The organism is Streptomyces sp. NPDC001530 (assembly GCF_042894545.1).
Taxonomy (GTDB): Bacteria; Actinomycetota; Actinomycetes; order Streptomycetales; family Streptomycetaceae; genus Streptomyces.
The window spans coordinates 122,577-136,501 of sequence record NZ_JBIAVS010000025.1 but is presented as its reverse complement, the minus strand read 5'-3'; the positions used below and the strand labels follow the sequence as shown (position 1 = coordinate 136,501).

Sequence of the window (13,925 nt, the reverse complement as noted above, 5' to 3'; positions counted from 1 at the left end):
CCGCTAGCCTCTCTGAGGTGTCCGCCCGTATCACCGATCCCGAGCAGCTCAAGGAGCTCCTCGGGATCCCCTTCACCCCGGAGCAGACGGCCTGCATCATCGCACCGCCCGCCCCGCAGGTGATCGTGGCCGGAGCCGGTTCGGGCAAGACCACGGTGATGGCGGCGCGCGTGGTGTGGCTGGTCGGCACCGGACAGGTCGCCCCCGAGCAGGTCCTCGGCCTGACGTTCACCAACAAGGCGGCGGGCGAACTCGCCGAGCGCGTCCGCAAGGCGCTCATCAAGGCGGGCGTCACCGACCCGGACGTGATCGACCCCGACAACCCGCCGGGCGAGCCGGTCATCTCCACGTACCACGCCTTCGCGGGCCGCCTGCTGACCGACCACGGGCTGCGCATCGGCCTCGAACCCACGTCCCGCCTGCTCGCCGACGCCACCCGCTACCAGCTCGCCGCGCGCGTGCTGCGCGAGGCACCGGGGCCGTACCCGGCGCTGACCCGCTCCTTCCCCGACCTCGTCGGCGACCTCCTCACGTTGGACTCCGAACTCGCCGAACACCTTGTACGCCCCGAGGACCTGCGCGCATACGACGCCGAGCTACTGCGGTTCCTGGAAGGCGCCAAACTCACCAACGCCGACCTGCGCAAGGTCCCCGAAGCGGCTGCGGCCCGGCGTGAACTCGCCGAGCTGGTGGGCCGCTATCGCGCGGCCAAGCGCGAGCGCGACCTCCTCGACTTCGGCGACCAGATCGCCCTTTCGGCCACCCTCGCCCGCACCCGCCCCGAGGTCGGAGAGATCCTGCGCGACGAGTTCCGCGTGGTTCTGCTGGACGAGTACCAGGACACCTCGGTGGCCCAGCGTGTCCTGCTCGCGGGGCTGTTCGGCGGCGGCACGGGGCACCCCGTGACCGCGGTCGGCGACCCCTGCCAGGCGATCTACGGCTGGCGCGGCGCCTCCGTCGCCAACCTCGACGACTTCCCCGAGCACTTCGCGCACCCTGACGGCCGCCCCGCGATCCGTCAGGCGCTCAGCGAGAACCGTCGCAGCGGCGGCCGCCTCCTCGACCTCGCCAACGGCCTCGCGGAGCCCCTGCGCGCCATGCACGCGGGCGTGGAGGCCCTCCGCCCCGCTCCCGGAGCCGAGCGCGACGGCCTGGTCCGCTGCGCGCTGCTGCGCACCCACGCCGAGGAGATCGACTGGCTCGCCGACTCCCTCGCGCATCTCGTACGCACCGGAAAGGCGCCGGGCGAGATCGCGGTCCTGTGCCGTACGGCCGGCGACTTCGCCGAGATCCAGGGTGCGCTCGTCGCCCGCGACATCCCCGTCGAGGTGGTGGGCCTCTCCGGATTGCTGCACCTTCCCGAGGTCGCCGATCTCGTCGCCGTCTGCGAGGTCCTCCAGGACCCCGGCGCCAATGCCTCTCTGGTCCGCCTGCTCACCGGCCCGCGCTGGCGGATCGGCCCCCGCGACCTCGCCCTCCTGGGACGACGCGCCCGCCTTCTTGTGTCCCACGCGCGCGTGGGGGCCGACGACGACCCGGACCGCAGGCTCGCCGCGGCCGTCGAGGGGGTCGATCCGGCCGAGGTGATATCGCTCGCGGACGCGCTCGACACGTTCCTGGAGATGCCCATGGAGGCCGAGGGAGACGACGACGGGCTGCCTTTCTCGCCGGACGCACGCGTGCGGTTCGCTCGGCTCGCCGCCGAGCTGCGCGACCTGCGCCGCTCGCTCGCCGACCCGCTGATGGACGTCCTGCACCGGGTGCTCGCCGTCACCGGTCTGGAGGTCGAGCTCTCCGCGTCCCCGCACGCCCTGGCCGCCCGCCGCCGCGAGACCCTGTCGAACTTCCTGGACATCGCCGCGTCCTTCGCCGCGGGCGACGGCGAGGCGACCCTGCTGGCCTTCCTCGGCTTCCTGCGCACCGCCGCGCAGTACGAGAAGGGCCTCGACAACGCCCTGCCCGGCGGCGAGAACACCGTCAAGGTGCTCACCGCGCACAAGTCCAAGGGCCTGGAGTGGGACGTTGTCGCGGTGCCCGGCCTCGTCACCGGCACCTTCCCCAGCACCCAGGGCCGCGAGAAATGGACCGCCCAGGGCAAGGTCCTGCCGCACGAGCTGCGCGGAGACGCCGACACGCTGCCCGACATCGACGCCTGGGACGCCAAGGGCATCAAGGCCTTCCACGAGGCCATGAAGGACCACCAGCACACCGAGGAACTCCGCCTCGGCTACGTCACCTTCACCCGCCCCCGCTCGCTCCTGCTCGGCTCCGGTCACTGGTGGGGACCCTCCCAGAAGAAGCCGCGCGGCCCCTCGGACTTCCTGCACGCCCTGTACGAGCACTGCGCGGCCGGACACGGTGAGATCGAGGTCTGGGCGGACGAGCCCGCGCAGGACGAGGAGAACCCCGCCCTGCGCGAGGCGGCCGCCGACCACGCGTGGCCGCTCCCGCTCGACGACATGGCACTCGCCCGCCGCCGCGCGGCCGCCGAGACCGTACTCGCCCACCTGGAGCGGGTGGCGTCCCACGAGGAGGACCACCCCGGGGCTGAGGGGGGCCGGCCCCGGGCCGCCCACGACCCGTCCTCGTACGACGATCCGGACTGGCCACCTCCGCCGGAGGACGACGAGTCCCCCTACGGCGAATCCCCCTACGACGATTCCCCCCACGACGCGTTCCCTTACGACGAGTCCCCCTACGGAGAAGACGACTTCCCCGACGGAGACGACTCCGACTGGGACTCCTGGGCGACGGACCGCCCTGGGCAGCACGCGACCGACCGGTCGCCCGCCCGTCCGACGGTTCCGCACCAGGGGACGGCCCCGCAGGCGCGTCCTCATCCCGAAGACCCGGCGCACCTCACTCCCGAGGAGGCCCGCACCCTCGCCTCCTGGGACCGCGACCTGGACGCGCTGACCGGAGAACTCCTGCGGGCCCGCGCGAGCGTCACGGACGTACCCCTGCCGTCGTCGCTGACCGCCTCGCAGCTGCTGCGGCTGGCCGCAGACCCGGACGGCTTCGCGCAGGAGCTGGCACGCCCCATGCCGCGCCCCCCACAGCCCGCCGCGCGCCAGGGCACGCGCTTCCACGCCTGGGTGGAGTCCCGCTTCGAAGAGCTGCGGCTGCCCATGCTGGAGCCGGAGGAGCTGCCCGGCAGTGAGGCCGAGATCGCCGACGAGCGCGATCTGGAGGCCCTCAAGGAAGCCTTCGAACGCACTCCGTACGCACACCGCACTCCCCACCGCGTCGAGGCACCCTTCCAGCTCGCGATCGCGGGACGGGTCGTACGCGGCCGTATCGACGCCGTCTACAGGGAGGACGACGGCGACGGGACGACATACGAGATCGTCGACTGGAAGACCAGCCGCAGCCGCACCGCGGACCCCCTCCAGCTCGCGCTCTACCGCCTCGCCTGGGCCGAGCAGCAGGGCGTGCCCCTGGAGTCCGTCAAAGCCGCGTTCCTGTACGTCCGCAGCGGCGAGGTCGTCCGACCGGGCGCCCTCCCGGACCGTGCCGCACTGGAGCGCCTGCTCATCGAAGACCCGGGAGGCCCACAGGAAGAGGCTCCCGGGGAACCGCCGGACGAACACGCCTCCGTGGGCGGATAGGCTCGTGAGCATGAGCAAGCCCGTTGACAATGCCGTCAGCACAGTCCGTACGTACATTCAGAACCACCGCGACGCCTTCCTCGGCGACCTCGCGGAGTGGCTGCGCATCCCCTCGGTGTCGGCTCAGCCCGACCACGCCGCGGACGTGGCGCGCAGCGCCGACTGGCTTGCCGCCAAGCTCCGGGAGACCGGCTTCCCGACCACGGAGGTCTGGCCGACCGCGGGCGCCCCGGCCGTCTTCGCCGAGTGGCCCTCCGAGGACCCGGGAGCCCCCACGGTTCTGGTCTACGGGCACCACGACGTGCAGCCAGCAGCCCGCGATGACGGCTGGGACACGGAGCCCTTCGAGCCGGAGATCCGCGGAAACCGCCTCTACGCGCGCGGGGCCGCAGACGACAAGGGCCAGGTGTTCTTTCACACACTCGGCGTCCGCGCTCACCTCGCCGCCACCGGGCGCACCGCGCCGGCGGTCCACCTCAAGCTCCTGATCGAGGGCGAGGAAGAGTCCGGTTCCCCGCACTTCCGTGACCTTGTCGAAGCGCGGGCGCAGCGGCTCGCCGCCGACGCCGTGATCGTCTCCGATACCGGCATGTGGTCCGAGGACACCCCCACGGTGTGCACCGGCATGCGCGGCCTCGCGGAGTGCGAGATCGAGCTGCATGGCCCCGAGCAGGACATCCACTCCGGCTCCTTCGGCGGCGCCGTACCCAACCCGGCGACCGCCGCCGCCCGACTCGTCGCGGCCCTGCACGACGAGCACGCGCGCGTGGCCGTGCCCGGCTTCTACGAAGGCATCACCGAACTCACCGACCGGGAGCGCGAACTCTTCGCCGAGCTGCCCTTCGACGAGGAGCGGTGGCTGCGCACGGCCAAGTCGACCGCCACCTACGGAGAGGCCGGACACACCACCCTGGAGCGCATCTGGGCCCGCCCGACCGCCGAGGTCAACGGGATCGGCGGCGGCTACCAGGGCCCCGGCAGCAAGACGATCATCCCGTCCTCGGCCATGGTGAAGCTCTCCTTCCGGCTCGTCGCGGGACAGGATCCGGACCGCATCGAGAAGGCCGTACGCGCCTGGGCGGCCGAACAACTGCCCGCGGGCATCCGGCACGAGATCACGTTCAGCGCGGCCACGCGCCCATGTCTCACGCCCCTGGACCACCCGGCCCTGCAGTCCGTCGCCCGCGCCATGGGCCGCGCCTTCGAGCAGCCGGTCCGCTTCACCCGCGAGGGCGGCTCGGGACCCGCGGCCGACCTCCAGGAGGTCCTCGGCGCCCCCGTGCTCTTCCTGGGCATCTCCGTCCCCTCCGACGGCTGGCACGCCCCCAACGAGAAGGTCGAACTCGACCTCCTCATGAAGGGCGTCGAAACCACCGCCCACCTGTGGGGCGATCTGGCCGAGAACTGGCCCGAGGCACACTGAACAAGGCATCCACGAAGAAGGCGATCCACGCCCTGAGGAGCACCAAGCACACCCGCACCGCCGTACGTCCTGCTGAACCGCCCGCCGAAATAACCGTTCCACCGGGGGAGTTGGAAGCACCCGTGACCACCTGGACCGACCGCACAGCCAACCGTCCCATCACGCTCACCGCCCCGAGTGGCATCGACCGGGCCGCCCACCACCGGCTCGACGAGGCCTGGCTCGCGGCGGCCTGGAGCCACCCCACGACCCGCGTCTTCGTGGTCTCTGGCGGTCAGGTGCTCATCGACGAGACGGCGGACGGCACCACCGAACTCGTGATGACCCCCTCCTTCGAGGCCCCGCTCACCGAGGCACACCGCTACTTCCTGGGCACGGACGACGACGGTGTGAGCTATTTCGCACTCCAGAAGGACGCGCTTCCCGGCCGCATCGACCAGTCCGCGCGCCCGGCGGGCCTGCGCGAGGCCGGACTGCTGCTGTCACCCCGCGACGCGGGCCTGATGGTGCACGCGGTCGCCCTGGAGAACTGGCAGCGACTGCACCGCTTCTGCTCGCGCTGCGGCGAGCGCACGGTCATCGCGGCCGCCGGCCACATCCGCCGCTGCCCCGCCTGCGGCGCCGAGCACTACCCGCGCACCGACCCGGCCGTGATCATGGCCGTCACGGACGACGACGACCGCATCCTGCTCGGCCGCCAGGTGCACTGGCCCGAGGGTCGCTTCTCCACGCTCGCCGGCTTCGTCGAGCCGGGCGAGTCCATCGAGCAGTCCGTGCGCCGCGAGGTCTTCGAGGAGGCGGGCGTCACGGTCGGCGAGGTCGAGTACATCGCCAGCCAGCCCTGGCCCTTCCCCTCCAGCCTCATGCTGGGCTTCATGGCCCGCGCCACCTCGTCGGAGATCGACGTCGACGGCGAGGAGATCCACGAGGCCCGATGGTTCTCCCGAGAAGACCTGCGGGCCGCCTTCGAGTCCGGGGAGGTGCTGCCTCCCTATGGAATCTCGATTGCGGCCCGTCTGATCGAGCTCTGGTACGGCAAGCCCCTGCCTACGCGGGGGAGCGCCGTCTAGCGCCTACGCCGCTCAGACGCCGATCTTCTGCTTGACCTGCGCCAGCGAAGGGTTCGTGAGCGTCGAACCGTCCGGGAAGAGAACGGTGGGAACCGTCTGGTTTCCGCCATTCGCCTTCTCCACGAACGCCGCGGACTGCGGGTCCTGCTCGATGTTGATCTCGTTGTACGTGATGCCCTCGCGGTCCATCTGGCTCTTCAGCCGACGGCAGTAGCCGCACCACGTGGTGCTGTACATCGTCACAGTGCCCTGCATGTCGATTGCGCTCCTTCACGGCTTCGGGGTGCTGGTCGCTGCCAGTGGAACGTATGTGACCTGGTTGTCATTCCCGTGGGGGGTATCCCGGCGGACGTGACGCCTGCCGCATTAGTACGACTGCAAGCGCCTCCCTGTGGACAACCGGCTCATCCGTCTCCGGCGACCTGGCAGCATGGCGGGGTGACAGCAGCAACGCACTCCACCCTCTTCCCGCAGGTTCCGGACACGGCCGATGCGGTGCTCGACGGGCTCGACCCCGAGCAGCGCGAGGTCGCCACCGCCCTGCACGGTCCGGTGTGCGTGCTGGCAGGCGCCGGCACGGGCAAGACGCGGGCGATCACCCACCGCATCGCCTACGGAGTGCGCGCCGGGATCCTCCAGCCCTCCAGCGTGCTGGCCGTCACCTTCACCAACCGCGCCGCGGGGGAGATGCGCGGCCGTCTCCGCCAGCTCGGCGCCGGCGGCGTCCAGGCCCGCACCTTCCACTCCGCCGCGCTGCGCCAACTCCAGTACTTCTGGCCGAAAGCAGTCGGCGGCAGCCTGCCCCGGCTCGTCGACCGCAAGATCCAGCTCGTCGCCGACGCGGCGGCCGCCTGCCGCATCCGCCTCGACCGGGGCGAACTGCGCGACGTCACCGGCGAGATCGAGTGGTCCAAGGTCACCCAGACCATCCCCGCCGACTATGCGGCCGCCGCCGCCAAGGCCGGCCGCGAAGCCCCCCGCGACCCGGCCGAGATCGCCCAGCTCTACTCGACGTACGAGGACCTCAAGCGCGACCGCGCGGTCATCGACTTCGAGGACGTCCTGCTGCTGACGGTCGCCATCCTCCAGGACCGGCACGACATCGCCGAGCAGGTGCGCTCCCAGTACCAGCACTTCGTGGTCGACGAGTACCAGGACGTCAGCCCCCTCCAGCAGCGCCTGCTGGACCTGTGGCTCGGCGAGCGCGACAGCCTCTGTGTCGTCGGTGACGCCAGCCAGACGATCTATTCGTTCACGGGTGCAACTCCCGACCATCTTCTCGACTTCCGCACCCGCCACCCCGGAGCCACCGTCGTCAAGCTCGTCCGCGACTACCGGTCTTCGCCTCAGGTCGTCCACCTTGCCAACGGTTTGCTCGCCCAGGCCCGCGGCCGGGCCGCAGAGCACCGCCTGGAGCTGATCTCCCAGCGCGCCCCGGGTCCGGAGCCCAGCTACGCCGAGTACACGGACGAGCCCGCCGAGGCCGAGGGCGCCGCCCGCCGCATCCGCGACCTCATCGCCTCCGGCGTCCCCGCGGGCGAGATCGCGATCCTCTTCCGTACGAACTCCCAGTCCGAGATCTACGAACAGGCCCTCGCCGACGCCGGAGTGCCCTACCAGCTGCGCGGCGCCGAGCGGTTCTTCGACCGCCCCGAAGTGCGCAAGGCAGGCGCCGCCCTGCGCGCCGCGGCCCGCTTCGGGGGCAATGACTCGCTGCTCGACGATGCCGTCGACCTCCCCTCACAGGTCCGTGCCGTGCTGTCCGGTGAAGGATGGACCAGCCGGCCCCCCGCCGGCTCCGGAGCGGTCAGAGAGCGCTGGGAGTCGCTGGCCGCCTTCGTGCACCTCGCCCAGGACTTCGCCGCCGCCAAGCCCGGCGCCACCCTCGGCGACTTGGTGGCGGAGCTCGACGAACGCGCGAGCGCCCAGCACGCCCCGACCGTGCAGGGCGTCACCCTTGCCTCGCTGCACTCCGCCAAGGGACTGGAGTGGGACGTCGTCTTCCTGGTCGGTGTCGCCGAGGGCATGATGCCGATCACCTACGCAAAGACCGACGAGCAGATCGAGGAGGAGCGCCGCCTCCTCTATGTCGGCGTCACCCGAGCCAGAGAGCACCTCTTCGTCTCCTGGGCGCTGTCCCGCTCGCCCGGCGGCAGGCCCAACCGCCGGCCCAGCCGTTTCCTCGATGGGCTGCGCCCGGGCTCCGTCGCCACCGCGGGGCGCGGCAGCGGCGGCGGCACGGGAGGCATCGAGCGCGGCATCGGAAGCAACGGCGGCACCGCCGTACGACGGACCAGCCGGACCCCGGCGCGCTGCCGGGGCTGCGGTCGCACCCTGACCGACGCCGGTGAGATGAAACTGATGCGCTGTGAGGACTGCCCCTCCGACATGGACGAGGGCCTCTACGAGCGGCTGCGCGAGTGGCGCGCGGTGCAGGCGCAGCGCAGTGGGCAACCCGCGTTCTGCGTCTTCACCGACAAGACACTGATGGCGATCGCCGAGACCGTGCCCGGCGACGAGGGCGAGCTCGCCCGGATCCCCGGAGTCGGAGTGCGCAAGCTCAACCGCTTCGGAGCCGATGTTCTTGCCATCTGCGCAGGTCGAGAGCTTGGAGGAGACGATGAAGATGACTGATACCAACTCGTCGAAAAAATAGTTTGCGCATGCCCCAGCAATCCCCATAGGTTCTTAGCACGGAAGCGGCGGCCTTCTCCAAGGCCCTGGTTCCGTGCTGTACTTAATAGCCGTCGGACTGGCTCACCCCAGTCCCCTTAGACGCCGAGAGGAGGCGATTCCAGTGATCAGCATCACCACCAGCTCCACCAGCACCGTCAAAATGACCGATCGCTCGGTCGTCTCCACGTGCATGCTCGGCGTCTCGAACCTGGGCACCGGTCTGTCCGGCATTCCTGCCGTCCGTCCGGCGTCCTCCGTGTCTCTCGCGGGTCTTCCCGTCCGTGAGCGCAATGAGCGACCGACCCAGGCACTGGAAGCAGCAGTAGTGGCAGAGGCGCGCGCCTATGCCTTTGCGGCAGCCGGTGCCGGATCCCTGAAGCAGACGACGCAGCACCACACGATGTGGGCCTTCCGTGGGCCTGAACCCTGGAGTGATCCAGCCTGATCCTCGATCAGGCCGGCGCCTTCAGGGCCGCGGAACCCCACCCGGGATCCGCGGCCCTTCTGTTTGTCCCCGACCGGGGACGGCAGAGCGAAGGGGCCTCGGGACAAGAAAAGAACCCGGTACCAGCCGCCAACCGGCCAACCGGCCGGCACGACCAGACGAGGAAGACGAACCGTGCAACTCGAAGCGCACGCCCCGTCCGTACCGCCTTCCGAAACGATCCCCCCGCCCGGCCTCACGGAGGACTCCACCTTGACTCCGCTCACCGCGCTCACCGCGCTCGACGACGCCATCGAGAACCTCGGCGTACCCGTCCCCTGCCGCTCCTACGACCCGGAGGTCTTCTTCGCCGAGTCGCCGGCCGATGTCGAGTACGCCAAGTCCCTCTGCCGCACCTGCCCGCTGATCGAGGCCTGCCTCGCCGGCGCCAAGGAGCGGCGTGAGCCCTGGGGCGTCTGGGGTGGCGAGCTCTTCGTCCAGGGTGTTGTCGTGGCCCGCAAGCGGCCGCGTGGCCGCCCGCGCAAGAACCCGGTTGCGGCATGAACGCCCGAGGAACGATCGACCGCCCACTGACGCACGACCCCAAGAAGCAGGCCCCGATGAAGCCGTCCACCAGCGAGCCCGCAGGCTCCGCGATCCCAGACTTCACCACCACCGGCGCGAACGACTCGCGTCAGAACAGGACCCGAGAGATGCAACTCATCCCAGAAGCCCTGGCTCGTGCGCATATGCACGAGCGACTGCACCAGGCCGAGCAGGAACGCCGGGCCGTGCGCCTGGCGACCGCCCGCCGTATGCAGCGCCGGGCCGAGCGCGCCTCGATGCGAGCCCGGCGCGCGCTGGCCATGGCGGTCATGCAGTAGCCGACGGCAGTCGCGGCAGTAGCAGGCAGTGATTCCTCGCGGGGGTCGGTCCGAACGGACCGGCCCCCGCGGTGCGTTGTGCCGCGCGAACCGCCGACCACGGCGATATCGTCGCCGGGTGACGAGTCTTCCCGGGGACAGTGACAGCACCGGCTCCGCACCGCGGCCCGACGCGGGCGAGCGCCAGCACATCGTGTGCGCCCGCTGCGGCACCTCGGCCGACGGCCCCCAGCCGACATGGACCTGTTCCGTCGAGAACGGCGCCCGCCACTACTTCTGCGACAACTGCGCCCGCACCAACCTCAGAGCGATCGAGGGCCGCCTGGACTCGGCGTGGTGGTAGGCCCTCTCACGCCTCCACCGCCGACTCCTCCTCATCCAACAGCTCCTCGTCCGGCACGAACCCCGGCAGCCACTCCTCCAGTTCGTCGCGGAGGCGGACCGTCGCGCCCAGTTGGCACAGAACGCCGATGGTGCTCAGAGTCACGCGATGTATCAGGAGGTACGACGGGGGCAGGTTGAGTTGCTTGCCCAGTTGGTAGGCGGGGGAGCGGGGGTCGGCCACTCGGGCGGCCTGGCTGCGCATCCAGCCTCGGGTGAAGGTGAACTCGTCGGCCTGGGCCGGCTCGATGATCGGCAGGAGATAGTCCAGGACCGCGTCGGGTTCGAGGTCTATCGACTCCTTGACGAAGCCCTCCTCGCAGAGCAGTTCGTAGACCGCCTCGGCCTCGCCTTCCAGAGTCATGCGGAGCGAGTCGCCGATCGGCAGGGGCAGACCCCCGGGGAGGCGGTCGACCGTGCCGAAGTCCAGGACGCCAAGGCGCCAGCCGTTCTTCTCATCCGGCAGGAGACGGAAGTTGCCCGGGTGCGGATCGGCGTGCAACAGGCCCGTGCGAGCGGGGCCCGAAAAGAGGAAGCGGGCCAGCAACTGACCGGCACGGTCCCGCTGCTCCTGGGTCCCGTCGGCGATCACTTCCGACAGGGGGATCCCGTCGATCCACTCCGTCACCAGGATCTGGTCGCGCTGGTGGACCACCGCCGGCACGAGGACATCCGGGTCGCCCGCGAACTCCTCCGCATGTGCCTTCTGGGCCTGGGCCTCCAGTCCGTAGTCGAGCTCCTCGGACACTCGGTCGCGCAGCTCCGTGATGAGCGGCTTGATGTCCATGCCGGGGATCAGCGGGCCGAGGAGTCTGGCGAAACGGCTGAGCTGGGTCAGATCGGACAGCAGGGCCTCGCCCGCCCCGGGGTACTGCACCTTGACGGCGACCTCGCGCCCGTCGTGCCACACCGCCCGGTGCACCTGGCCGATCGAGGCCGCCGCGGACGGCGTGTCCTCGAACTCCAGGAACAGCTCGGGCCAGTCCTCGCCGAGCCGCTCCTCCAGCGCGGAGTGGACGGTGCGTGTCGGCATGGGCGGCGCCGCTTCCTGGAGTCTCGTCAGCGCCGCGCGATACGGCCCCGCGACCTCCTCGGGCAGCGCCGACTCGAAGACGGACAGCGCCTGCCCGAACTTCATCGCGCCGCCCTTGAGCTCGCCGAGCACCTTGAACAGCTGCTCCGCCGTGCGCTGCTGGAGCTCGCGGCCCACGATCTCCGCCGACTTCCCGCCGATCCGTTTGCCGAGCCCCCAGGTCGCCCGCCCGGCGAAGCCGAGCGGTAGCGCGGCGAGTTTGGCGGTACGGGTGACCGCCTTCCGGGGAAGATCAGACATGTGCCCTCCAAGTCCCAGACAGCCGTGCCGCGTACGGCTGTTGCCCCGCCATTGTCTCGTGCGGCCCGGCGTCCTCCGAGGTGCGCTCCCCTTTAGCTTTCTCCGCCGCGCCGCAGGGGCATGCCGGATGCGACCAGACCGGTCTCGCGTGCCAGTCGAAGCCCGGGACCGATGCCTCCCAGCGTGCCCCCGCGCTGGAGGGCAACTCCCCGTCCAGGAAGGCAAGCGCGTGACCCGCGGCCACTCCGGCGACGCCGGCCGCCAGCGCGAGGTCGCATGCCTGCACCTGGCGCTGCTGCCCGGAGCGCCACTGTGCGACCAGGCGGGGCCACGTCGGATCCCGGTCGACGCGTCCCTGGTCCAGGCAGCCCGCGCAGCCGGTGTCGCCGGGCAGGACCAAGGGGCCCACGACGCCGGTGCCTTCGACGACACCTGCGTAGAGATGTGGCGTCCCCGAGGTGATCAGGGTCTCGGCCGCGGCCGGATCGGGCGCGTGGACGGCGAGGCCGTCCCGGGGGGTCAGGATCACCAGTGACAGTCCCCGCTCACTCGCCTTCTCCGTTTCGTTTTCCTTCGAGGATGTCTCCTTTGAGGACGTTCTCCTCGATGATGTCCGGGGTGGACGGTCCGGTGCAGCTCGGCGCACCGCGCGGCGGGCGGCTTCCTCCCGGCGCTCACCGATGGACTCGGCGGGCAGCCCGCCCGGTGCCACGTCCCCCGGCTCGACGCAGCCGACGTCGCGCACATCGACCTCGCCCACGCCCGCGCCCGCGAGCAGTGAGGCCAGGACCACTCCCACCCGGCCGGCGCCCCGCACCTGTACGCGCAGAGAGCGGCGGGCGGCCAGCCGCTTGATGGCGTCGCCCGGCTCGGACGCGACGAGGGAGAGGGAGGCGAGGTCGGGGCGCAGCCGCTCCAGGACCGCCTTCTTGTCGCGCAAGGCGTCCGCGGCCGGGCCGCCTCCGGTCGCGTCGTCCAGCAGGCCGGACCGGGCCAGCCGCTGCACCAGCCCGTCGACATGGCCGTCGGGCAGCCCCATCCTGCGTCCCTCGTCGCGCAGGAGCGGCATCCCGCGTGTCCCGTTGAGCAGGTCCAGGAAGCTGCCCGTCGCCGTGTCCATCGGGCCCAGCACCATTGCGTGCGCGGGTGCCATCCCGAACTGCACGGTGTTGAGATCCCGCCAGCCGCGCCGCAGCGCCGGTTTCACGATCGGATGCATGACCTACCCCCGTAGCCCGTAGAGCGTCCCCGTGTGTCGGCGGTGTGCGTCCCGCGCCGCCGATCGAATGCCAGCATGCCCGTCCGGGCCGAACCGTGCCGAAAGTTGTCCACAGGCGGCACCGTTAGTCGTACAAATCAAGCGCACGGAGTGCGGATCGGCATCGAACCGTCCCGGGGGCGGGACTTCCCCCGTGTGCAGCGGGTAACGTCGGGGCGTGCCCGCCGACCCACTGCACCGCGCCGGAAAACCACAGCGCAGCACGACGAGCCCGCCGCCGAGCGGCTCGGGGGCGAGCGCGATCGAGGTCCGCAGGAGTGCGCGACGGCGCAGAACGGTCTCCGCGTACCGCGAGGGCGATCGCACCGTCGTGCTCATCCCTGCCCGGATGTCCGAGGCGGAGGAGCAGCGCTGGGTGACCGTCATGCTCGACAAGCTGGCCGCGCAGGAGAACAAAAGGGTGCTCGGTGACGCCGAGCTGGCCGAGCGTGCGGAGCGTTTGTCGGTCCAGTACTTCGACGGGCGCGCCCGGCCCACGTCGGTGCGCTGGGTCACCAACCAGAACACGCGCTGGGGCTCGTGCACCCCGTCCGAGGGCAGTATCCGTCTGTCGCACCGGTTGCAGGGCATGCCCGAGTACGTCGTCGACTACGTCCTCGTCCACGAACTCGCCCATCTGCTCGTGCCCGGACACGGGCCGCGCTTCTGGCGGCTTCTTGAGGCGTATCCGCGTACCGAGCGTGCTCGCGGCTACCTCGAAGGGGTCGTCGCCGCCGACCGGCTGCCCCATCTGCCCGCCGCGCGCGACGAGTAGACGAGTAGAGGATGAGCAGAGGCGGTCCATCCGCGCCGGGAGAGGCGATTGTGTACCGGGTCTGTACCGGCTTCGTCCAGTGCCAGAGTTTGC

Annotated in this window: 12 protein-coding genes; 9 read left to right on the top strand and 3 right to left on the bottom strand. The window is 71.0% G+C overall.

Annotated features, from left to right (window positions below; all coding sequences use genetic code 11):
• Positions 1-17: 17 nt before the first annotated feature.
• The 3 genes from ACFY0T_RS40535 (at position 18) to nudC (ending at position 6,101) form a co-directional block, all read left to right on the top strand.
• Entirely contained in the window at positions 18-3,608 is a 3,591-nt protein-coding gene (locus tag ACFY0T_RS40535; protein ID WP_388882923.1) for a UvrD-helicase domain-containing protein, read from the top strand.
• Positions 3,609-3,618: 10 nt separating this feature from the next.
• Complete coding sequence (locus tag ACFY0T_RS40530) at positions 3,619-5,031, top strand: dipeptidase (RefSeq protein ID WP_388882921.1); 1,413 nt, start codon at positions 3,619-3,621, stop codon at positions 5,029-5,031.
• 122 nt (positions 5,032-5,153) lie between these two features.
• Complete coding sequence (gene nudC, locus ACFY0T_RS40525) at positions 5,154-6,101, top strand: NAD(+) diphosphatase (protein WP_388882918.1); 948 nt, start codon at positions 5,154-5,156, stop codon at positions 6,099-6,101.
• A 12-nt stretch (positions 6,102-6,113) separates the two neighbouring features.
• Here nudC and ACFY0T_RS40520 read toward each other — a convergent pair whose 3' ends face one another.
• Positions 6,114-6,356 (bottom strand): mycoredoxin, encoded by a 243-nt coding sequence (locus ACFY0T_RS40520; protein WP_081219297.1) that lies wholly within the window; start codon positions 6,354-6,356, stop codon positions 6,114-6,116.
• A gap of 183 nt (positions 6,357-6,539) precedes the next feature.
• Here ACFY0T_RS40520 and ACFY0T_RS40515 point away from each other — a divergent pair, with 183 nt between their 5' ends.
• The 5 genes from ACFY0T_RS40515 (at position 6,540) to ACFY0T_RS40495 (ending at position 10,428) form a co-directional block, all read left to right on the top strand.
• Positions 6,540-8,735: an ATP-dependent DNA helicase UvrD2 gene (locus ACFY0T_RS40515; RefSeq protein WP_388882915.1), complete on the top strand. Its 2,196-nt coding sequence runs from the start codon at positions 6,540-6,542 to the stop codon at positions 8,733-8,735.
• Between the two features lie 163 nt (positions 8,736-8,898).
• The gene (locus tag ACFY0T_RS40510; RefSeq protein ID WP_388882912.1) at positions 8,899-9,222 is read left to right on the top strand and encodes a hypothetical protein; all 324 of its coding nucleotides are present in this window, start codon (positions 8,899-8,901) and stop codon (positions 9,220-9,222) included.
• Between the two features lie 174 nt (positions 9,223-9,396).
• A complete protein-coding gene (locus tag ACFY0T_RS40505; RefSeq protein ID WP_099499760.1) occupies positions 9,397-9,765 on the top strand; it encodes a WhiB family transcriptional regulator in 369 nt (122 codons plus the stop codon).
• On the top strand, positions 9,762-10,085 hold the full coding sequence (locus tag ACFY0T_RS40500) for a hypothetical protein (RefSeq protein ID WP_388882909.1): 324 nt from the start codon (positions 9,762-9,764) through the stop codon (positions 10,083-10,085). Before ACFY0T_RS40505 ends, ACFY0T_RS40500 begins: the two co-directional genes overlap by 4 nt.
• A 118-nt stretch (positions 10,086-10,203) precedes the next feature.
• A complete protein-coding gene (locus ACFY0T_RS40495) occupies positions 10,204-10,428 on the top strand; it encodes a hypothetical protein (protein ID WP_388882906.1) in 225 nt (74 codons plus the stop codon).
• 6 nt (positions 10,429-10,434) lie between these two features.
• On the opposite strand, the gene ACFY0T_RS40490 is transcribed toward ACFY0T_RS40495, so the two are convergent.
• On the bottom strand, positions 10,435-11,799 hold the full coding sequence (locus tag ACFY0T_RS40490; RefSeq protein ID WP_388882903.1) for an ABC1 kinase family protein: 1,365 nt from the start codon (positions 11,797-11,799) through the stop codon (positions 10,435-10,437).
• Positions 11,792-13,018 carry a TOMM precursor leader peptide-binding protein gene (locus ACFY0T_RS40485; protein WP_388882900.1) on the bottom strand — a complete coding sequence of 409 codons (1,227 nt, stop codon included), beginning with the start codon at positions 13,016-13,018 and terminating at the stop codon, positions 11,792-11,794. Before ACFY0T_RS40485 ends, ACFY0T_RS40490 begins: the two co-directional genes overlap by 8 nt.
• A 217-nt stretch (positions 13,019-13,235) precedes the next feature.
• On the opposite strand from ACFY0T_RS40485, the gene ACFY0T_RS40480 reads away from it, so the two are divergent.
• Complete coding sequence (locus ACFY0T_RS40480; protein WP_388882897.1) at positions 13,236-13,832, top strand: M48 family metallopeptidase; 597 nt, start codon at positions 13,236-13,238, stop codon at positions 13,830-13,832.
• Positions 13,833-13,925: the final 93 nt, after the last annotated feature.